The organism is Microbacterium sp. USHLN272, assembly GCF_037149655.1.
GTDB classification, from domain to species: domain Bacteria; phylum Actinomycetota; class Actinomycetes; order Actinomycetales; family Microbacteriaceae; genus Microbacterium; species Microbacterium galbinum.
Genome location: NZ_JBBCRA010000001.1, coordinates 2,424,927 through 2,443,670, shown reverse-complemented (window position 1 = coordinate 2,443,670; position 18,744 = coordinate 2,424,927). Strand labels below are relative to the sequence as shown.

At 70.4% G+C, this 18,744-nt stretch carries 19 protein-coding genes; 10 read left to right on the top strand and 9 right to left on the bottom strand.

All coding sequences use genetic code 11. From position 1 onward, the window contains the following. Window positions 1-51: 51 nt before the first annotated feature. The 5 genes from WFJ97_RS11760 to WFJ97_RS11740 all read left to right on the top strand — a co-directional run bounded on the left by WFJ97_RS11760 (window position 52) and on the right by WFJ97_RS11740 (window position 5,772). Window positions 52-1,263: a benzoate/H(+) symporter BenE family transporter gene (locus WFJ97_RS11760; protein WP_336641615.1), complete on the top strand. Its 1,212-nt coding sequence runs from the start codon at window positions 52-54 to the stop codon at window positions 1,261-1,263. Between the two features lie 87 nt (window positions 1,264-1,350). Then, complete coding sequence (locus WFJ97_RS11755; protein WP_336641614.1) at window positions 1,351-2,247, top strand: ABC transporter ATP-binding protein; 897 nt, start codon at window positions 1,351-1,353, stop codon at window positions 2,245-2,247. After that, window positions 2,244-3,353 carry an ABC transporter permease gene (locus WFJ97_RS11750; RefSeq protein WP_247624365.1) on the top strand — a complete coding sequence of 370 codons (1,110 nt, stop codon included), beginning with the start codon at window positions 2,244-2,246 and terminating at the stop codon, window positions 3,351-3,353. The genes WFJ97_RS11755 and WFJ97_RS11750 overlap by 4 nt, the downstream gene beginning before the upstream one ends. A 168-nt stretch (window positions 3,354-3,521) precedes the next feature. Then, window positions 3,522-4,109 (top strand): nitroreductase family protein, encoded by a 588-nt coding sequence (locus WFJ97_RS11745; protein WP_247624364.1) that lies wholly within the window; start codon window positions 3,522-3,524, stop codon window positions 4,107-4,109. A gap of 151 nt (window positions 4,110-4,260) precedes the next feature. Further along, window positions 4,261-5,772 (top strand): APC family permease, encoded by a 1,512-nt coding sequence (locus WFJ97_RS11740; protein ID WP_336641613.1) that lies wholly within the window; start codon window positions 4,261-4,263, stop codon window positions 5,770-5,772. Between the two features lie 95 nt (window positions 5,773-5,867). Here WFJ97_RS11740 and WFJ97_RS11735 read toward each other — a convergent pair whose 3' ends face one another. Then, window positions 5,868-8,081 carry an ATP-dependent Clp protease ATP-binding subunit gene (locus WFJ97_RS11735; RefSeq protein ID WP_247624362.1) on the bottom strand — a complete coding sequence of 738 codons (2,214 nt, stop codon included), beginning with the start codon at window positions 8,079-8,081 and terminating at the stop codon, window positions 5,868-5,870. Between the two features lie 100 nt (window positions 8,082-8,181). After that, window positions 8,182-9,396 carry a bifunctional phosphopantothenoylcysteine decarboxylase/phosphopantothenate--cysteine ligase CoaBC gene (gene coaBC / locus WFJ97_RS11730; RefSeq protein ID WP_336641612.1) on the bottom strand — a complete coding sequence of 405 codons (1,215 nt, stop codon included), beginning with the start codon at window positions 9,394-9,396 and terminating at the stop codon, window positions 8,182-8,184. A 454-nt stretch (window positions 9,397-9,850) separates the two neighbouring features. Between coaBC and WFJ97_RS11725 the strand changes: the two genes are divergently transcribed. Beyond that, window positions 9,851-10,552, top strand: a complete 702-nt coding sequence (locus WFJ97_RS11725; protein WP_336641611.1) for an NRDE family protein — start codon at window positions 9,851-9,853, stop codon at window positions 10,550-10,552. A gap of 125 nt (window positions 10,553-10,677) precedes the next feature. Continuing rightward, complete coding sequence (locus WFJ97_RS11720) at window positions 10,678-11,685, top strand: LacI family DNA-binding transcriptional regulator (protein ID WP_247633685.1); 1,008 nt, start codon at window positions 10,678-10,680, stop codon at window positions 11,683-11,685. 177 nt (window positions 11,686-11,862) lie between these two features. Here WFJ97_RS11720 and WFJ97_RS11715 read toward each other — a convergent pair whose 3' ends face one another. Further along, on the bottom strand, window positions 11,863-12,834 hold the full coding sequence (locus WFJ97_RS11715) for a GlxA family transcriptional regulator (RefSeq protein WP_336641610.1): 972 nt from the start codon (window positions 12,832-12,834) through the stop codon (window positions 11,863-11,865). 85 nt (window positions 12,835-12,919) lie between these two features. Between WFJ97_RS11715 and WFJ97_RS11710 the strand changes: the two genes are divergently transcribed. Further along, a complete protein-coding gene (locus tag WFJ97_RS11710) occupies window positions 12,920-13,081 on the top strand; it encodes a hypothetical protein (protein WP_336641609.1) in 162 nt (53 codons plus the stop codon). Between the two features lie 144 nt (window positions 13,082-13,225). Beyond that, complete coding sequence (locus WFJ97_RS11705; protein WP_336641608.1) at window positions 13,226-13,858, top strand: hypothetical protein; 633 nt, start codon at window positions 13,226-13,228, stop codon at window positions 13,856-13,858. Window positions 13,859-13,942: 84 nt separating this feature from the next. On the opposite strand, the gene WFJ97_RS11700 is transcribed toward WFJ97_RS11705, so the two are convergent. From WFJ97_RS11700 to WFJ97_RS11685, 4 genes are all read right to left on the bottom strand, one after another. Then, window positions 13,943-15,175, bottom strand: a complete 1,233-nt coding sequence (locus tag WFJ97_RS11700; RefSeq protein WP_336641877.1) for a glycosyltransferase — start codon at window positions 15,173-15,175, stop codon at window positions 13,943-13,945. Window positions 15,176-15,180: 5 nt separating this feature from the next. Further along, the gene (locus WFJ97_RS11695; protein WP_247624355.1) at window positions 15,181-16,395 is read right to left on the bottom strand and encodes a glycosyltransferase; all 1,215 of its coding nucleotides are present in this window, start codon (window positions 16,393-16,395) and stop codon (window positions 15,181-15,183) included. A gap of 127 nt (window positions 16,396-16,522) precedes the next feature. Beyond that, window positions 16,523-16,843 (bottom strand): type II toxin-antitoxin system RelE/ParE family toxin, encoded by a 321-nt coding sequence (locus WFJ97_RS11690; protein ID WP_247957040.1) that lies wholly within the window; start codon window positions 16,841-16,843, stop codon window positions 16,523-16,525. Next, the gene (locus WFJ97_RS11685; RefSeq protein WP_247957041.1) at window positions 16,840-17,085 is read right to left on the bottom strand and encodes a ribbon-helix-helix domain-containing protein; all 246 of its coding nucleotides are present in this window, start codon (window positions 17,083-17,085) and stop codon (window positions 16,840-16,842) included. Before WFJ97_RS11685 ends, WFJ97_RS11690 begins: the two co-directional genes overlap by 4 nt. A 61-nt stretch (window positions 17,086-17,146) precedes the next feature. On the opposite strand from WFJ97_RS11685, the gene WFJ97_RS11680 reads away from it, so the two are divergent. Continuing rightward, entirely contained in the window at window positions 17,147-17,734 is a 588-nt protein-coding gene (locus WFJ97_RS11680; protein ID WP_336641607.1) for a hypothetical protein, read from the top strand. A gap of 10 nt (window positions 17,735-17,744) precedes the next feature. Here the strand turns inward: WFJ97_RS11680 and WFJ97_RS11675 are convergent, their stop codons facing one another. Together WFJ97_RS11675 and WFJ97_RS11670 are read right to left on the bottom strand one after the other, a co-directional pair. Beyond that, window positions 17,745-18,158 (bottom strand): MmcQ/YjbR family DNA-binding protein, encoded by a 414-nt coding sequence (locus WFJ97_RS11675; RefSeq protein ID WP_336641606.1) that lies wholly within the window; start codon window positions 18,156-18,158, stop codon window positions 17,745-17,747. A 97-nt stretch (window positions 18,159-18,255) separates the two neighbouring features. Next, complete coding sequence (locus WFJ97_RS11670) at window positions 18,256-18,741, bottom strand: GNAT family N-acetyltransferase (protein WP_336641605.1); 486 nt, start codon at window positions 18,739-18,741, stop codon at window positions 18,256-18,258. Window positions 18,742-18,744 lie beyond the last annotated feature (3 nt).

Sequence of the window (18,744 nt, the reverse complement as noted above, 5' to 3'; positions counted from 1 at the left end):
GCTCCCTCCTGACGACAGCGGGTGTCGGCTTCGGGCGATAGCCTCGGATCCATGTCCGCCGACGCGTCCGCAGCATCCGCCGCGCCCCCTGCCCCGCTCTCGCGCCCGATCCTCGCGGGCATCGTCACGGCGCTCGTCGGCTTCACCAGCTCGTTCGCGGTCGTGCTCACCGGACTCTCGGCGGTGGGAGCATCCGCCGCCCAGGCCGCGAGCGGCCTGCTCGCCGCGAGCCTCACCATGGGACTCGCATGCATCGTGCTCGCCTGGCGCTATCGGATGCCGATCACCGTCGCGTGGTCGACGCCCGGCGCCGCTCTGCTCGCCGCGACCGGGACCACGGCGGGCGCCATCGAGGGCGGCTGGCCCGCCGCCGTCGGAGCGTTCCTCGTCACGGCGGCGCTCATCCTGCTCACCGCACTGTGGCCGGCCCTCGGCGGATTCATCGCGCGCATCCCGGCGTCGATCGCGCAGGCGATGCTCGCGGGCGTGCTGCTGCCACTCTGCCTCGCCCCGATCACCGGGATCGTCGAGAACCCCTGGGGTGTGGTGCCGGTCGTGGTGACCTGGCTGATCGTCGCCCGGCTCGCGCCGCGCTGGGCGGTTCCGGTCGCGTTCCTCGCCGCGGCGGTGGTCGTGGCCGTCGAGCTCGTGCGTCAGGGCACCGCGATCGATCCGGGCATCCTGCTCCCCCGCGTCGAACTCACCGCCCCCACCTTCACCGTCGGCGCGATCGTGGGCCTGGCGCTGCCCCTCTTCATCGTCACGATGGCGTCGCAGAACGTTCCGGGCGTCGCGATCATGCGCAGCTTCGGCTACGAGGTGCCGTGGCGGCCGGCGATGCTCGTCACCGGACTCGGCACGGCGATCGGCGCTCCCGCGGGCGGGCACGCGATCAACCTCGCCGCGATCAGCGCCGCCCTCGCCGCCTCTCCCGACGCAGACCCCGACCCGAAGCGCCGCTGGGTCGCCGGCGTCTCGACCGGGGCCTCGTATCTCGTGCTCGGCGCCGCCTCCGCCGCGTTCGCGGCCCTCGTACTGCTCGCGCCCGCCGCCGTCATCCCCGCCGTCGCGGGACTCGCCCTCTTCGCGGCCTTCGGCTCGGCCGTGCAGCAGGCCATCGACGATCCGGGCGAGCGGCTGCCGGCCGTGGTCACCTTCCTCGTCGCGGCATCCGGCATCTCCGTGCTCGGCGTCAGCGCCGCGTTCTGGGCGCTGGTGGCCGGACTCGTCGTGCGCACGGTTCTGCACAGCGCGCGGCGGTAGCGCGGGCCGATCATCCGCGCGGTGGATGCCCGACAATCCCCCACAGGGGGGATGCCGTGGCATCGGCCCCGTCCCTAACGTGGAGGCATGACCTCAGGAAAGCTCGAACTCCACGGCATCACCAAGAGCTACGGCTCGCGGCGCGTGCTCGACGACGTCTCGTTCGACGTCGCCCCCGGCCGGCTCACCGGCTTCGTGGGCGGCAACGGTGCGGGCAAGACCACGACCATGCGCATCGTGCTCGGACTCCTCTCGTCGGACTCCGGCACCGTCACCCTCGACGGCACGGCCGTCACCGGCGACGACCGCCGCAACTTCGGGTACATGCCCGAGGAGCGCGGGCTCTACCCCAAGATGAAGGTGCTCGAGCAGATCGTCTACCTCGCCCGGCTGCACGGCTTCAGCAAGACGGATGCCGCCGCCCGCGCCACCGCGATCCTCACCGACCTCGGCCTCGGCGAACGCCTGAACGACACGATCGAGTCGCTGTCGCTCGGAAACCAGCAGCGCGCGCAGATCGCCGCGGCCCTCGTGCACGACCCGAAGGTGCTCGTCCTCGACGAGCCGTTCTCGGGCCTCGACCCGCTCGCCGTCGACGTCGTCGCCTCGACGCTGCAGGCCACCGCCGCCCAGGGCGCATCCATCCTGTTCTCCTCGCACCAGCTCGACGTCGTCGAGCGCCTCTGCGACGACCTCGTCATCCTCGCCGGGGGCACGATCCGCGCCGCCGGCTCTCGCGACGGGCTCCGCGCCCAGCACGCCGGCAGCCGCTACGAACTGGTCTCGGCGGGTGACGCCGGATGGCTGCGCACCGAACCGGGCGTCACCGTCGTCGACTTCGAGGGCGGGTACGCCCTGTTCGACACCGACGGCGCGGAGACCGCGCAGCGCGTGCTGCGCACCGCCGTCGCCCACGGCGACGTCGCGAGCTTCGCCCCCAAGCATCCTTCCCTCGCCCAGATCTTCAAGGAGGTCATCCAGTGACCACGTCGACTCCCGGGGGAGGCTCCCCCATCCGCAGCTCCAGCGGGATCTGGCTCGTCGCCGAGCGCGAGATCGGTTCGAAGCTGCGCAGCAAGGCGTTCGTCATCTCGACCGTCATCCTCATGCTCATCGCTCTCGCCGGCGTGCTGATCGGCGGGTTCGCCAGCAACAACAGCGGCACCGACAAGACCCCGGTCGCCGCGACCTCCGAGACGGCATCCGCGGTGTCGGCGCTGCCCGACGTCGAGGTGACCGAGGTCGCCGACGACGCGGCCGCCGAACAGCTCGTGCGCGAGGAGAAGGTCGACGCGGCGGTCGTCTCGAGCGGCGGCCCCACCGGGTACACCGTCATCGCGCTGAAGGACGCCCCGAGCTCGCTCGTCAGCGGCCTCTCGCAGACGCCCGAGGTGCAGATCCTCGAACCCGCGACCACCAACCCCCTGCTGCGATATTTCATCGCGCTCGCCTTCGGCATCGTCTTCCTCATGGCGGCGTCGACCTTCGGCGGCACGATCGCGCAGAGCGTCGTCGAAGAGAAGCAGACCCGTGTGGTCGAGCTGCTGCTGTCGGCGATCCCCGCCCGCACCCTCCTCGCCGGAAAGGTCATCGGCAACACGATCCTCGCGATGGCGCAGATCGTCGGCCTCGCCGCGATCGCCACCGTCGGACTCATCGTCACCGGGCAGAGGGACGTGCTGACGCTGCTCGGCGGCCCGATCCTGTGGTTCGCGGTGTTCTTCCTCTTCGGCTTCGTGCTGCTGGCCTCGCTGTTCGCCGCGGCGGCCTCGATGGTGTCGCGCCAGGAGGACATCGGCGCCACCACGACCCCGATCACGATGCTCATCATGGCGCCGTACATCCTCGTCATCGTCTTCAACGACAACGCGCTGGTGCTGACGATCATGTCGTACGTGCCGTTCTCGGCCCCGGTCGGGATGCCGATGCGCCTGTTCGTCGGCGAGGCGCAGTGGTGGGAGCCGATCCTGTCGCTGGCGATCCTGCTCGTGAGCTGCATCGCCGCGATCGCGATCGGCGCGAAGATCTACGAGAACTCGCTGCTGCGCATGGGCTCGCGGGTCAAGCTCACCGAGGCGCTGCGCGGCTGAGGCGCGCTGGGCGAGAGGGACGGATGCCGGGGCAACGGCATCCGTCCCTCTGTCGCGTCACGCGACGAAACCCGCACATCCACAGGAATATCCATGCGGGCACATGCGTTCAGACACGCGTAGGCGGACGACGGAGTCCGATCGGCACCCCGTCTGAAAGGCATCACCGTGAGCATTCCCACCCTCGTCCGCACCGCGCCCACCGAGCACCCCGTCCTCGAGGTGCTCGCCGAGCGCTGGAGCCCCCGCGCCTTCGACGCCGAGAACGCGATCGACGAGGCCAAGCTGGCCGCCTCCCTCGAAGCCGCCCGCTGGACGCCCTCGGCCAACAACTCGCAGCCGTGGCGCTTCATCGTCGCCCGCCGCGGAACGGCCCTGCACGCACAGGTCGTCGACGCGCTCGTCGGCTTCAACCAGGCCTGGGCCGTGAACGCCGCCGTCCTCGTCGTCGCCGTCGCCGAGACCGCCACCGAAGACGGCACGCCGATCACCCACGCCCTCTACGACCTCGGCCAGGCCGTCGCGCACTTCTCGGTGCAGGCTCACCACGAGGGACTCCTCGTGCACCAGATGAGCGGATTCGACCCGGAGGCCGTGCGCGAGTTCGCCGACCTCGAGCCCCGTTTCTCGGCCGTCACGGTCTTCGCCGTCGGCGAGTTCGGCGACGTGACCGCCCTCCCCGAGGTGCTGCAGCAGCGCGAGACCGCACCGCGCGTGCGCCGCCCGATCGCCGAGACGGTCATCCTCAGCGCCTGATCCCACCCCTCCGTTCCGGCATCCGCTCGGAATCCTTCGCTCCCGTCGCACTTCCTGTCGGTCTGACCCGGTCATTCCGACAGGAAGTGCGACGGGAGCGTTCTGTTTCGTAAGGGGTGCAGCGCGACGACCGCGACCTACAATCGTCGGCATGGCGATTCAGCGCAGAGTGAAGTCGGTCGAGCAGTCGATGGCGGAGACGCACGACGAGAAACGCTCCCTCAAACGCTCGCTCGGCGTCTGGGACCTCGCGGTCATGGGCGTCGCCGTCGCGGTCGGCGCCGGCATCTTCTCGGTCGGAGCCGAGGCATCCGCCCGTCACGCCGGCCCGGCCGTCATCATCTCGTTCATCATCGCCGCCGCCGTGTGCGGTCTCGCGATCCTCTGCTACGCCGAGTTCGCGTCGTCGATCCCGGTCGCCGGCTCCGCGTACACGTTCACGTACTCGACGCTCGGCGAGTTCCTCGCCTGGATCATCGGCTGGGACCTCATCCTCGAGATGCTCATGGCCTCGGCCGTCATCGCGAAGTACTGGGGCGTGTACCTCGGCGACACCGTCTCGCTGTTCGACCTCGACATCCCGATGTCGGTGCAGCTCGGGTCCGTCAGCTTCGACTGGGGCCCCGTCGTCATCGTCGCGATCTTCACCCTGCTGCTCGCACTCGGCACGCGCCTGTCGAGCCGCGTGAACAGCGTCTTCACGGTCATCAAGGTCGCGATCGTGCTGTTCGTGATCGTCGTCGGACTCTTCTTCGTGAACGGCGCGAACTACTCGCCGTTCGTTCCCCCGGCGCAGGAGGGCGTGGCGTCGGAGAGCGCCTGGACCCAGTCGCTGTTCTCGTTCATGACCGGCTCCGACCCGTCGATCTACGGCGTGTTCGGCATCCTCTCGGGCGCCGCACTGGTGTTCTTCGCGTTCATCGGTTTCGACGTCGTCGCCACCAGCGCCGAGGAGACCAAGGACCCGAAGCGCACGGTTCCCCGCGGCATCATCCTGGGCCTCATCATCGTGACCGTGCTCTACGTGCTCGTCGCGATCGTCATCACCGGAATGGTCTCGTACACCGAGCTCGCGAAGCTCGACGAACCGTCGCTGTCGAGCGCCTTCGAACTCGTCGGCGCGACCTGGGCGGCGCAGGTCATCGCGATCGGCAGCCTGGTCGGCCTGACCACGGTCGTGATGGTGCTGCTCATGGGCCTCGCGCGCGTGGTGTTCGCGATGAGCCGCGACGGCCTGCTGCCCCGCGCCCTCAGCGTCACCGACAAGAAGCGCGGCACCCCGATCCGCATCCAGCTGATCGTCGGGGTGATCATCGCGATCATCGCCGGGTTCTTCGACGTGCAGGTGCTCGGCGACATGATCAACATCGGCACGCTGTCGGCGTTCGTGCTCGTGAGCATCGGGGTGCCGATCCTGCGCAAGACCCGCCCCGACCTCGAGCGTCCGTTCATGGTTCCGCTCTCGCCGTGGCTGCCGTGGATCTCGGCGCTCGCCTGCTTCTGGCTGATGCTCAACCTCAGCACCGAGACCTGGGTGCGGTTCGCGATCTGGCTCGCGATCGGCATGATCATCTACTTCGCCTACTCGCGACGGCACTCGATCATCGGGCAGGGGCTCGAGAAGGACGCTCTGGGCGGGATCCGCAGCGAGCGGCTGAAGTAGCGCGGGCGGGCCCTTCGTCTCGTCGCTGCGCTCCTCGCTCAGGAACCGAGTAGCCGGTTCCGGAGCGAGCGCAGCGAGACGAAGGGCCGCGCCGCTCAGTCGTCGAGGAGTTCGGCCTCGATCACGTCGTCATCGTCGTCGGGAACGGATGCCGGGGCCTCGGCCGTGAGCACGAGACCCGTGCCGTCGGCCGCGACGTCGACGCGCACCGTGTCGCCGTCACGCACACCGCCCGAGAGCAGCGCGGTCGCCAGCTTGTTCTGCACCTCGCTCTGGATGAGGCGGCGCAGCGGGCGCGCACCGAACACCGGGTCGTACCCGCGCTCGGCGAGCCACGATCGCGCGTCGGGCGTGACCGCGAGGGTGAGCCGGCGATCGTGCAACCGCGTGTGCAGCTGATCGATCGACAGCTCCACGATCTGCGCGAGGTCGTCTTCGCTGAGCGCCTGGAACATCACGATGTCGTCGAGACGGTTGAGGAACTCGGGCCGGAACGCCTGCTGCACGAGCGCCATCACCTGCTCGCGCTTCTGCTCGACCGAGAGCACCGGGTCGATGAGGATCGGCGAGCCGATGTTCGACGTGAGGATCAGGATCACGTTCGAGAAGTCGACCGTGCGGCCCTGCCCGTCGGTGAGGCGGCCGTCGTCGAGCACCTGCAGCAGCACGTCGAACACCTCGGGGTGCGCCTTCTCGACCTCGTCGAGCAGGATCACGCTGTACGGGCGACGACGCACGGCCTCGGTCAGCTGACCGCCCTGCTCGTAACCGACGTACCCGGGAGGGGCTCCGACGAGACGCGACACGGAGTGCTTCTCGCCGTACTCCGACATGTCGATGCGCACCATGGCGTGCTCGTCGTCGAAGAGGAACTGGGCGAGCGCCTTCGCGAGCTCGGTCTTCCCGACACCGGTCGGCCCGAGGAACAGGAACGAACCGGTGGGGCGACCGGGATCGCTGATGCCCGCGCGCGAGCGGCGCACGGCATCCGACACGGCCTTGACGGCATCCTTCTGTCCGATCAGGCGCTTACCCAGCTCGGACTCGAGGTGCAGCAGCTTCTCGGTCTCGCCCTGCAGCAGGCGACCGACGGGGATGCCGGTCCATGCCGCGATGACGCCGGCGATGTCTTCATCGGTGACCTGCTCGTTGACCATGCGCCGCTCGCCGTCGGAGTCGACGGACTCCGACCGCTCGGCCTCCATGACCTCGCGCTCGAGCGCCGGGATCTCGGCGTAGAGCAGCCGGGAGGCGCGCTCGAGGTTGCCCTCGCGCTGCGCGCGCTCGGCGTCGCTGCGGGCAGCATCCAGGCGCGTCTTCAGGTCGCCGACGCGGTTGAGCGATGCGCGTTCGCGCTCCCACCGGGCCTGAAGTTCGCCGAGCTTGGCCTGTTCGGTGGCGAGGTCGGCGCGGAGGGTCGCGAGGCGCTCCTTCGAGGCCGGGTCCTTCTCCTTCTTGAGCGCGAGCTCTTCGAGCTTGAGGCGGTCGACGTGTCGGCGCAGCTCGTCGATCTCGACCGGGGCCGAGTCGATCTCCATGCGCAGCCGCGAGGCGGCCTCGTCGATCAGGTCGATCGCCTTATCGGGCAGCTGCCGCGCGGGCAGGTACCGGTTCGACAGGGATGCCGCGGCCACGAGCGCACCGTCGGAGATGGCGACCTTGTGGTGCGCCTCGTAGCGCTCCTTGAGCCCGCGGAGAATGGCGATCGTGTCTTCGACGGTCGGCTCGCCGACGTAGACCTGCTGGAAGCGGCGCTCGAGCGCGGCATCCTTCTCGATGAACTCACGGTACTCGTTGAGCGTGGTGGCGCCGATGAGGCGCAGCTCTCCCCGGGCGAGCATCGGCTTGAGCATGTTGGATGCCGCGACCGAGCCCTCCCCGCCGCCCGCGCCCATGAGCACGTGCAGCTCGTCGATGAACGTGATGATCTGCCCGTCGGACTCGGTGATCTCCTTGAGGACCTGCTTCAACCGCTCCTCGAACTGCCCGCGGTACATCGCGCCGGCGACGAGCGCCGAGATGTCGAGCGTGATCAGCTCCTTGTCCTTGAGGGACTCGGCGACGTCACCCGCGACGATGCGCTGGGCGAGGCCCTCGACGACGGCGGTCTTGCCGACGCCGGGCTCACCGATGAGCACCGGATTGTTCTTGGTGCGGCGGGTGAGCACCTGGCTCACGCGGCGGATCTCGCTGTCGCGGCCGATCACGGGGTCGAGCTTGCCCTGACGGGCGCGGTCGGTGAGGTTGATCCCGAACTGCTCGAGTGCGGACTGCTGGTCGTTCTGGGAACCGGTCTGCGGGGTGGTCATCTGTCCCTCCTGGGAGACTCCTTCTGGTCGATGAGTACTCAAAAGTTGAGTTGTGTTGACTCAAGTTTAGCAGGGCGGCACCCCATCGACAATGCCCTCATCAGCGCAGCATCCGCACCGCATCCCAGATCGCGCCCGCGACCTCGCGCTTGGTCCCGGATGCCTCGGCCACGACCGCCCCGCCCTCACCGATGATCTCGACCGCGTTGTCGGTGCGCTCGAAGCCGTTCTCGGCATCCGCCAGGTTCACGGCCAGCAGGTCGACGCCCTTGCGCTCGCGCTTACGGCGAGCGCGCTCGCGGCGCTGCTCGGCATCCGTCAGCGTCTCGGCGGCGAACGCCACGATCGTCTGCCCCGTCGGCGCACGCCCCTCGGCGCGGAGAGCGGCGAGCGCGGCGACGACGTCCTCGTTCTCGACGAGGTCGACGCGATCGAGCACCCCCTCCTCCTTCGTGAGCTTGTGGTCGGCGGCGCGCGCGGGTCGGTAGTCGGCGACCGCGGCGGCCATGATCACGACGTCCGCCGTCGCCGCGGCATCCTTCATCGCGCTTCCGAGTTCGGCCGCCGTTCCGACGCGAACGATCGCGACCGACGGATGCCGCGCCGACGCCAGGATCGCGGCATCGATGTGCGCGGCGACGAGGGTGACCTCGGCACCGCGGGCGGCGGCCTCCGCAGCGAGTGCGGTGCCCTGACGTCCGCTCGAACGGTTGCCGAGGAAGCGCACGGGGTCGATCGGCTCCCGGGTGCCGCCCGCCGAGACGGCGACACGAAGGCCCGCGAGATCGCCGGGAGCGAGCAGCGCCTGGGCCGCGGCGAAGATCTCCTCCGGCTCCGACATCCGCCCCGGCCCGCTGTCTCCGCCGGCCAACTCGCCGTCGGCGGGACCCACCAGGTGCACGCCTCGCTCGCGGAGGGTCGCGATGTTCGACTGCGTCGCCGGATGCCGCCACATCTCGGCGTGCATGGCGGGCGCGATCAGCACGGGAGCCTCGGTGGCGAGCAGCGTCGTGCCGAGCAGGTCGCTCGCCAGCCCGGCCGTCATCGACGCGATCGTGTTCGCGGTGGCCGGCGCGACGATCACGAGCTCGGCGGCCTGCCCCAGAGCGACGTGACGTACGCGGGCGACGTCGTCGTGCACGCTCGTCGTGACGGGATGCCGGCTGATCGCCTCCCACGTGGGGGTGCCGACGAAGCGCAGCGCGTCTTCGGTGGGCACGACGGTCACGTCATGACCGGCCTTGATGAGGAGGCGCACGAGGTGCACCGTCTTGTACGCGGCGATGCCGCCCGTGACTCCGACGACGATGTTCACGCTTCGATTCTGCCGCAGCATCCGGGGTGCGGGGCGCCAGCGGAGGAGAACACGCCTTCCGCAGGAAGCATCCGCCCTCCCGGCCCCTCGAAGCGAGAGTTCTCCTCCCCAACGGGCGGGGAACTCCGCGTCGGGCGAATGCTTCGCCCCGAAAAGTCCGCCGAACGACGAGAACTCCGCCCGGACGCCCTTCGTCTCGTCGCTGCGCTCCTCGCTCAGGAACCGGGGCCCTGATCCTGAGCGAGCGGCGCCCCCTGAGCGAGCGGAGCGAGACGAAGGGCCCCGCAGCGGAGGAGAACACGCCTTCTGCAGGAAGCATCCGCCCTCCCTTCCCCTCGGAGCGAGAGTTCTCCTCCCCAGCGGGCGGAGAACTCCGCGTCGGGCGGATGCCTCGCCCCGAAAAGTCCGCCCGACGACGAGACCTCCGCCCAACGGCGCGCATAGGATCGAGAGCGTGTGCACGGTCGTGATCGATGTCGAGGATGCCGCGTCGGTGAGACTGCTGGCGGTGCGTGACGAAGACCCGCAGCGCGAGTGGGATGCCCTGGGCCCGTGGTGGCCCGAGCAGTACCCGGGCGTGATCGGCATCCGCGACCGTCGTGCGGGCGGCGCCTGGCTCGCGGTCGATCCGCAGCGCCGACGCCTCGCCGTGCTGCTCAACCGCGCCGACGTGCAGGAGCTGCCCGATGACAGCGCCGTCTCGCGCGGATCGCTCGCCCTCGAGTCGGTCGCGGGCCGCTCACCCGAGGGACCGCTGCCGATGCACGGCTTCAACCTGCTCGAGGTCGGACCCGAGGGAGCGCGGGTGCTCTCGTGGGACGGCGCCGAGCTGCGCACCACGCCCGTCGCCGCCGGCACGCACATGATCGCCCACGACGATCTCGACGATGCGGTGACCCCGCGCATCCGCACCTGGCTGCCGAGATTCCGCGCGCTCTCTCCGGCCGCCGAGAGCGCGGACTGGGTGACCGAGTGGACCGCCCTCCTCGCCGAGAGCGCCGAACTCTCCCCCGAAGACGACCGCGCGATCATCCGCGACAACCGCCCGCACGGCTACCCCACGCAGTCGCTGCTGTACGCCACGGCATCCGTCGCGCCGTCGGGCGTCGACGTGCGCGATCACACCCTGCCCTCGCCCGCGCACTGGCACGCCTGACCGACGTTCGGCGACATTCCGGGCCGCGTTCGCGCGACGCGGGAGGGGCCGCACCGAGGGTTGCGTAGTCATCGCCGCCCCGCGCCGTCTAGCATGGGAGTCCCGGCACGCCCAGAGGAGATCCCATGCCGCCGAAGTCCCGCGGTGTCACGAGCATCGATGTCGCCAAAGCGGCCGGAGTCTCGCAGACCACGGTCTCGCGCATCGTCAACGGGCGCGAAGGGGTGTCCGACGACATCCGCGCCAAGGTCGAGGCGGCGATCGAGAAGCTCGGCTACCGTCCCAACCTCAGCGCCCGCAGCCTCGTCACCAGCCGCACGCAGACGATCGGCGTCGTGCTCGGCGACCCGCGCAACAGCTACTACGCCGAACTGCTGCACACCATCAGCGGCGAGCTCAACCACGCCGGCTACCGCACGCTCATCCTCTCGGGGCGCGCCGACACCACCGAAGACCTCGCCCGCACGCTCTGGGAGACCAACGTCGACGGCGTCATCCTCACCACCACGCTGCTCTCCCCCGACGACGAGGGGCGCATCGTCTCGCTCGGCGTGCCCTCGGTCACGATGGGCCCGGGCGCCGCCCCGGCATCCGATTCCATCTCACCCGACAACTTCGAGGGCGGACGCATCGCCGCCCGGCACCTGCTCGACCTCGGCCACCGGCGCATCGGCGTGATCTCGGGGCCCCTGGGCGCGGCATCCGTCAACGACCGGCACCGCGGTTTCCTGCTCGAGTTCGCCGCCGCCGGTGTCTCCTTCGACGAAGACCTGCTCGAGGTCGCCGACCTCGACTACACGCGCGCCTTCGACGCCACGACCCGCCTGTTGCAGCTGCCCGAGCCGCCCACCGCGCTCTTCTGCCACAACGACCTCGTCGCCTTCGGAGCGCTGAACGCGGCCACCGCGCTCGGCGTCGCCGTGCCCGAGGACGTCTCGATCCTCGGCTTCGACGACGTGGCGATGTCGTCGTGGCAGGCGTTCGACCTCACGACGGTGCGGCAGCCGATCCTCGACATGGCGCACGGCGCGGTCGAGCTGCTGCTCTCACGCCTGGCATCGCCCGAGCAGGATGCCGCGCACGTGCTGCTGCCCTGTTCTCTCGTCGAGCGGTCGACGACCCGCGCCCTCTGACGCGGGCTCTGGCGGGGGCCCTTCGACAGGCTCAGCGACCCAGAATCGAATACTGGGTCCCTGAGCCTGTCGAAGGGCCCCACCACGCACGTGCTGCGCAGGAGAACACGGGCTCCGCAGGACCGGAACAGCGGATGCATCCTGCCGAAGGCGAGATCTCCTCCCGAGGGTGCAACCTCAGGCGGCCGGCACCTCGTCGTCGGCGCAGGAGAAGCGGGCGCGGTAGGCGGTCGGCGTCAGGCCGAGCACGCGGGCGAAGTTCTGGCGCAGCACGGCCGCCGAGCCGAAGCCGCACTCGTCGGCGATGCGATCGAGCGGGAAGTCGGTGCGCTCGAGCATCCGCTGGGCGTGGATGATGCGCTGTCGCGCGAGCCAGGCCGCCGGAGTCGCGCCGTACTCGGCCTTGAACCGGCGGGCGAAGGTGCGCGGCGACATGAGGGCGCGGGCCGCGAGCTGATCGACCCCGAGCTCGTCGCGCAGATGCTCGAGGGCCCAGTCGGCGACCGCGGCGAGCGAGTCGCTCGGCACGACCGGGATCGGACGGTCGATGAACTGCGCCTGCCCGCCGTCGCGCTGCGGCGGCACGACCATGCGGCGCGCGATGCGGTTGGTGAGCTCGGCGCCGAGCTCCTGCCGCAGCAGGTGGAGGCACGCGTCGATGCCCGCGGCGGTGCCGGCGCTGGTGATGATGCGACCGTCCTGCACGAAGAGCACGTCGGGGTCGACCTCGACCTCCGGGTACATCGAGGCCATGATCTCGGAGTACATCCAGTGCGTGGTGGCGCGACGACCGTCGAGCACTCCCGCGGCCCCGAGGATGAACGAGGCGCTGCAGATCGTGAGCACCCAGGCGCCCCGGGCGACCGCATCGCGGGCGACGTCGAGCAGCAGCGGATCGATGCGGTCCCAGTACTCCCGCGGAACCGGGCAGAACACGACGAGATCGGCCTCGTAGGCGAAGGAGAGGTCGTGCTCGACGTTCAGCGAGAAGCCGAGCTTGGAGGGCACGACGCCGGGACGCGGGGCGACGACGCGGAAGTCGAAGTTCGGAACGCCGTCGTTCGATCGGTCGAGCCCGAAGGCCTCACACGCGAGGCCGAACTCGAACGGGGCGAACCCGTCCTGGACGATGCAGGCGACTGTCTTCATGCGCACTCCCGAATGGCAGATTTCATACGATATGCGTCCATCCTGCCACTCGTGGCGGATCTACGTCGACCGTAGCGTTTCTGCCATGGTACTCCTCATCCTCCTCGCCGCCCTCTCCCTCTGGGCTCTCGTCGCCACGGTCGTCGAACTGCGCCGTGACGGATACCGCGCCACCCCCACCGACTGGACCCGCGTCGTCGATCGCGAACCCCTGCGACGCGCCGAGTCCGGCCACGTCTACCGCTGACGCACCCGTTCGCGGGGGCGCTTCGACAGGCTCAGCGACCCAGTTCCTCGCGCCGTCCGCCGGATCTTGGGTCCCTGAGCTCGTCGAAGGGCCGTCCCGAACCGTTCACCCCGCCGGGCCGCTCGGACGACTACGCTCGGAGCCATGAGCGACCCGCAGCTGCCTCCCGTTCCCCCCACGCCCCCGAACGGGAACGCCACGAACCCGCCGCAGCAGCAGTTCCCGAGCGCTCCGCCGGCGGCATCCGCTCTTCCCGCCGACCCGCAGTACCCGGCCGCGCCGCCGTACGGCCAGCAGGCACCGCAGCAGGCACCGGCATACGGGCAGCAGCAAGCGCAGCCCTACGGTCAGGCCGCCCCGCAGGGCGCCTACCCGCACCCGGGTGCCGCCTCCTACGCCGCCACGCAGCAGCCCGCATACGGCGCGAGCCCGGCACCGGCGCGCGCCGCCGGTTCATCGAACACCCTCGCGCGCGTCGCGTTCATCATCGCCCTCGCGGTCGCCGCGATCGGCGCGCTGCAGGTGCTGATCCAGCCGTTCCTGCTGTCGTCGATCGGCTACTACTCGGGCTACGGCGATGGCGGCTACGGCATCTTCACCCTGCTGTTCGGGGTCGTCACGTTCCTCGCCAGCGCGGCTGCCCTCGTGCTCGGACTCATCGCGGTGCGGCGCCCCGGCGGCCAGGTCTTCGCGGGGGTCGCGATCGGCGTCGGCGGCGTGCAGCTGCTGGGCATCATCCTCGGCTGGATCTCCAGCCTGTTCTACGCGTTCCTGTAAGCGGGCGCGCGTCGAGACACCATCTCGGCCCCGAGACACCACGCCTGACGTGATGCCGCGGGGCCGAAATGGTGTCTCGGCGAATCAGTTCTCGGCGAGCACGCGCTCGTAGACCTCGATCATCGCGGCGGTGCGCGACGACTGGCGGAACGCCTCGGCCACCGCGGGAAGCGGGGTGGGTGCCGTGCCGGCCGAGATATCGGATGCCGCGACCCGCAGCGTCTCGGCGAGCGCCGCGACGCGCGCCGGCTCCTCACGGTCTGCGTCGGCCACCGCCCAGAACCCGCCCCCGAGCTCGGCGGCGATGTCGGGGTCGCTGATGATCGAAGGCGTGCCGAGCGTCGCGGCCTCGAACGGGGTCATGCCCTGCGTCTCGAACCCGATCGACGTCTGCACGAGCGCGTCGGCCGCGGCGATGCGGGCGAGGGTCTGCGGGTAGGTGAGGCGCCCGGCGAAGCGCACGCCCGGGCGTCCGGCGACGAGCTTCTCGGCCGCCGCACGCTGCCCTCCTCCGCCGATGATCTCGAGGTCGGCGTCGATGCCCGCCGCGTTCCACGCCTCGAGGAACGGCAGCAGCCGCTTCTCGGGGCTCATGCGCCCGAGCCACACGAACCGCGGGCGTCCCGACATCCGTGCTTCGACAGGCTCAGCAACCGAATGCGCGCGGTCGGCGAGCACGGCGGCGCGCACGTCGTCGTCGATGCCGTTCCAGATCACGTCGACCGCATCGAACACGTCGTGCTGCTCGAGGCGGCGGGCGAAGTGCGTCGAGGGTGCGGTGACGGCGGATGCCCCGGCCGCGAGCCCGCGCAGGAACGCCCAGCCGTCGCCGCCGCCGACCGGCCGACCGATCCCGCGCAGCGCCGCGCGGCGCCACAGGTTCAACGCCCCGAGCACCGGGCGGTGCAGCGGGGTGACGGCGGCGATCCCGACATCGACGCGATTGTGCATCGTGTGCACGACCGGGATGCCGTGGCGCTGCGCGTAGCGGTGACCGATGAACGCGCCCCAGAAATCGGCCTGCACGTGCACGAGATCGACGGGCGGGCGCGTGGTCATCGCACGGTCGAGGAAGCGGTCGGTCGCCCGCCCCGGCCAGGTCATCGAGTATTCGCGGTCGAGCGTGATCGGCATCGAGGGCAGGTCGAGGTACGCGGCATCCGTCGCCCCGGCCGCCGCCCGTGGCCCGTGCATGCGCGGCGCGACGACGGTGACCGTGTGCCCGGCTCTTTCGAGGAACTCCCGCTGCAGTCGCATCGAGACCTGCGCCCCACCGAGCGAGTCGAGGTGCTGGTCGCCGAAGAACACGACGTGCATGCGCGTCACTCGGGCAGAGGGGCGTCGCGGTACAGCGCCTCGAAGGTGTCGAGGGTGCGATTGATGTCGTGGATCGCGACGCCGTCGAGCGACGCCTGCTGCATGCGCGCGTACTCGGCCGGCTCGGCGGTCAGCACGTCGGTCAGGCGCGCGGCGAGCGCGTCGGCATCGCCGGGCTCGAACAGGTAGCCGTTCTCGCCGTGGTGCACGAGGTGCGGCAGCGCGACGGCATCCGCGGCGACGATCGGCAGCGCCGAGGCCATGGCCTCCATCGTCGCGATCGACTGCAGTTCGGCGATCGAGGCGATCACGAACAGGCTCGCCCGCGAGAGCAGCATCCTCAGCTCGTCGTCGGAGGTGCGGCCGTGGAAGGTGACCCGGTCGCCGAGGCCGAGCTGGTTCGCGAGGTTCTCGAGCTGCTTGCGCTGGTCGCCTCCGCCGACGATGTCGAAGGTGGTGTCGAGCGCCGGGTCGAGCTTGGTCATGGCCTGCAGGATGACGTCGATCTGCTTCTCGGCCGTGAGACGCCCGACGAACACGATCCGGTTCTTCTCGCGCGGGGCGATCACCGGGGTGTACTGCGAGCGATCGATGCCGCAGCTCACCGGGATCACGTTCTGCACCGCGACCGTGCTCTCGAGGAAGTCGGCGGCCCGGCGGGTGGGCGTGGTGACCGCCCGCGTCATGTCGAAGGTGCGCTTGGCGTCGGCCCACGCGTGCTTCGTGATGAAGCGGTTGACGGCATCCGGCATCGTCGTGTGCTCGAGGATGTTCTCGGCCATGACGTGGTTCGTGGCGATCACGGGGATGCCGCGCTGGCGCGCGATGCGGGCGAGGCCGCGGCCGATCACGATGTGCGACTGGATGTGCACGACATCGGGGTTGACCCGGTCGAGCACGGTGCGCGCCCAGTGCTTCGAACGCCACGGCCACACGAAACGCAGCCAGTCGTGCGGCGCCCAGCGCACCGACGGCAGCCGGTGCAGGGTCATGCGCTCGCCCTCGATGATCTCGATGTGCGGCTTCGAGCGGCGGTACGCCTGGTTCGGAGCCGAGACGTGCACGTCGTGGCCGCGCTGCACGAGACCGGCGGCCAGACGCTCGGCGAAGCGGGCGGCGCCGTTGATGTCGGGCGCGAACGTGTCGGCGCCGATCAGGATGCGCAGCGGTCGCTCCCCGGTGTCGGGTGCGCTGGTCGGGTCGGTGGGAGAAACAGACATGCTGCCTTACGGTTCGCGGCCAGGGGTGCCCCGGAGGGCGCTGGCAACTCTACCCGAGGCCCCTGGGCGGGGCTTCGAGGCCCACCGGCATCCTCCCGGCAACGGCCCACCTCGACACGCCTGCCTGCTACGGCCGAGCGAAGACCGACGGAATGTCCTGGCTGCTGTGGAGCACGCGATGGATGCGAACCGCGTCGACATCGTCGGTGTAGAACACGACGTACGGGAATCGATGCAGTGCGACGTCACGCAACTCCGCGATTCGCGTCTCGACTGCGAAGCGCGATGAACCGATCGCCGGGAAGTCCCCGATGTGGGACACGGTGCTCTCCAACGCATCGATCAACCGGGCCGCGACGTCGCGCCCCGCAGATCGTCGCAGATACGCCACGGCATCCCGGATGTCGTCGTCGGCCATTCGCGTGGTGACGACCTTCTTCGAGGTCACGAGGCGGTGGTCTCACCCTCATCGAGACCGGCACGCAGACCGTCGAAGTAGTCGGCGTTCAGTTCCGATCCCTGACCGGACGTCATCCCCGCCACGATCAGCGCGCGCATCTGCGTGCGCTCCTGCTCGTGGCGGATGAGATCGCGAACGTACTCGCTGCTCGTCCCGAAGCCGCGCTCGGACGACTGCTCCTCGACGAAGCGCTTGAGCGGATCGGGGAGGGAGACGTTCATCGTGGCCATACCGTCAACGATAGTCGCGTTGACAAGGTTTGTCATCGGCAACACCGTCTACCGTGGAGGCATGCGCCTGACTGCGGATGCCGACCCCTCGCTGTGGATCCCCGTGACCGACTCGCTGGGCTGGAAGGGCCGACGCCACCGCAAGGCGGCCATCCGGATGCTGCTGGGCCAGGCGAACGCGGCCCTGGGCGCGACCGAGCGGCCGGGGTCGCGCCTCGGCGCGTGGATGATGAGCCAGGCCGCCCCCATGCTCATGAAGCGCGCCGACGGGCGCGTGCTGGTGTGGACGTGGAAGGCCGACCCCGAGCTGGTCGTCGCGATGGCGACGACGCAGGAACTCACCCCCGAGGTGCGCATCGCGCGGGCGTCGATGCCGATGGAGTACGACGACACGGTCTCGTTCCGCTCGGCCCTCGGCGCCGGCGAGAAGCTCGTCGTCGCGATGCCGCCGTCGCCGAGCGCCCCGCCGTTCACGACGTACACGTGGGACACGGGGACGCACCTCGTCACCCTCACCGCGATCTGCAGCGAGCGCGAGCGCTTCGGCACCCTCGACGGTGCACTCGACGATCTGGCGCGCAGCATCCGCATCGCCGACGACCTCACCGGCGGCGAGTCCCCAGACGTGCTGCGCCTACCGCCGGCCTGACGCGCGCGCGTCAGGCCTCCAGGCCGCGCTCGGCCAGCCACGCGCGGGCGACGCGGGCGGGCGCGCGGGTGAGCCAGGCATCCGCGATCAATTCGGCCAGACGCTCGCCGGTGATCCTGTCGAGGCGCACGAGCACGGCGGGATAGCCGTCGAAGTGCGGGATGGTGAAGAGCGCCACGGGCTCGGCCGCGAGCAACGCCTCCTTCTCGTCGAGGCCGTCGACGCGCACCCCGAGCACGTCGCCGTCGGGCCAGGTGCGGTCGAGGGCGGCGAGCTGGGCGAGATCGGTGGCGCGGGGACCGCGCATCCACGCGAACTGGCCGGACGACACGCGCCACGCGGGCTCGCCGGTATGCCCGCCCACTCTCTCCTGCGCGCCGGGGAGCGCGAGCGCGATCGCGCGGACGTCGTCGACGGTGGTCATGGCGCCATCGTGCCACCGCAGCGGCGGGTCCGAAAGCCCGATTCCCGTGCCGCGAGGGGTCAGAACACGCCGCGCGTCGAGGTTCCGGTGCGGCGTGTCATGACCCCTCACGAGGAGAGAAGCGCATGCAGACGAGGGCCGGACGGGCATCCCACGAGGGCACGCGCACGAACCCGCGCGACTCGTAGAGGCGGATGACGTCGTCCCGCCAGTCCCAGACCGACAGGCGCACGTCGCCGGAGCCGGCCGCGATCGCCGCGTCGAGCAGCCCCGATCCCACACCCCGGCCCCGCACCTCGGGCGACGCCCAGAGCCGCTTGATCTCGACGCCCTCGGCATCGGGTCGCAGCACCACCACCCCGACCACCTCGCCGTCGAGCTCGGCGACGAACACGCGGCAGTCGCCGTAGGCATCCGCCGGGTCGTCGACCTCGCGGCGGTAGGCGTCGGGCAGGGCATCGGATGCCGGGGCCGGCGCCGCACCGTGGGCGACCTTCTCGCTCTCGGTCTGACGGAGGTAGTCCTCGACGAGGCGCCCGACGGCGACGGCATCCGCCCCTCGGAGGTCGGCGGCACGGATCATCCC